Source organism: Bacillus sp. P4_D3, from assembly GCF_056401855.1.
Window position 1 is genome coordinate 1 of sequence record NZ_JBFUIN010000634.1, and the last position, 1,809, is coordinate 1,809.

Here is a 1,809-nt window from a genome sequence, read left to right on the forward strand (position 1 = left end):
CGAGTGCACCTTTAGAAATTGCGACTATATCCATATGTTTCTCAATCGCTTGTTTTATATATTGTTTTCCTGGATTTCCATCCTTTAGATTTGTAACAGTTGATTCTACCAATACAGTGCCACTTATCCCACTTGTTCCACGTTCCTCCGGATGATGTTCTATATATTTTTCAATCGCAGCAGTACCGCCACCATACATTAATAAATGATGAATAGATAACCCTCCCTCATTACGTATTGCAACATTTCTACCTAATACGCCACTTACCACTAAATTTATTCCATATGTTTCATTTATATATAAATATTTTTCATTTAATAATTTTATAAACTCTCTTCCTACTGTTCCATATCCAGATAGTACAATGTAAATTTTCATAATATCCCCCCATATTTTTCTACCAAATCCCTCTTTCAATATAATATAAAGCGCCCCCGAATTCCATCGAGAGCGCTTTATTATTAACTATTGCGGTAGCCATGATAACTTTTCTGCAATTGTTCTATAAAATTCTTGAATATTAGAAAAACCTAACGTGTCTGAAACACTTAATCCTACCATATCGAGATGATCCCAATTTACTTTCGTTTCAATATGATTCCATTTTCCAACCTGTAAAGACTCATTATTATTTACGGCAATATTAGACGAAGGCGCAATCATAGAATTTGTATTTACTACACCGTCATTTTGCCACCAAGATGTATCAATTAATGGGCGATTTTCTTCATATCTTGCATAGGAACCTAAGAAAAATGCATTACCCATTAACACTTTGTTCATCGTAATATGAGGTAATTGTAAACCTGTTATAGGTGCTGCTTGCGATGCATGTCCACTATACGATAAGTAATATACATCCGATTGCGTCTTTACCCAATTATTTAACTCTTTTGCACCATCAGTACTTAAATCCCATTGACTTATATCTTTTGTATTTTTCCAAATTGAACTATTTAAAATACGATCAGTATATTGGAAAAAGGACTCTCCACCATTCTTTTTCATACCCCATTGATCCAATTTAAAATCATATAATGATAAATTATTGTTTCCTCCTAAACTTGCAGCAGTAATGAGTAAATCTTTAACGAACGGCAACAAGAGACTTCCATCGGCAAGTGTTGTCCCATTATGCGGAGTTGCTAATGTTGTAACACTATGAACATATGATTTACCACCCTCAAATAGTGGTGATATCTTTGCGTTTGGATAGTTTTTCACATAATTCTTTTCTTCAAAACTCCCTTCCTTTAATAGCTGGACTAATGTTCTTGTCGTTTGTCCACCCATACTATGCCCAACTAAATGTACTTTATTTGTTTCACTCCAATTCGGTGCAAATCCACTATAAGTTCTACCAAAACGATTATGTCCATGTTTCTCAGCGTGCGCCGCACCATAATCTACTGTTCCACCGTTAATTTGCGCATATAATTCACATGCACGGTCCCAATTACTAGAAACAGGGCCAACAGCAGCCGTATGAACTCTATAACCATTTCTTTTTAAATCTTCCTGTATATCATGAACACCACCCCAATATTTTACCCCTACAATTTCTTCCCTACCCCATCCAGCAAATCCATTCACTAAAATCATAGGATAATTATTTTGTTGMCTCTCTTCAGCGTAAGATGTTTTCGCTACAAATGAACAAACAGTCACTAATGCAAAAAAACATATTTTTAAAAATAGCTTCCCCATACTTTCTCCCCCTAATAAAACGTTTACATTTTTCCGTGAAAAAGATTTACACAATTCGTTTTTAACTTAAACATAATGTAAAGTATTTTATATACGTTGTA

General features: G+C 34.3%; 1 protein-coding gene and 1 pseudogene. Both read right to left on the reverse strand.

Going from position 1 to position 1,809, the window contains the following annotated elements:
- Positions 1-379, reverse strand: a pseudogene (locus tag AC1DTM_RS25015) (homoserine dehydrogenase); the annotation flags it as partial.
- Between the two features lie 87 nt (positions 380-466).
- Positions 467-1,708 (reverse strand): esterase/lipase family protein, encoded by a 1,242-nt coding sequence (locus AC1DTM_RS25020; RefSeq protein ID WP_477001145.1) that lies wholly within the window; start codon positions 1,706-1,708, stop codon positions 467-469.
- Positions 1,709-1,809 lie beyond the last annotated feature (101 nt).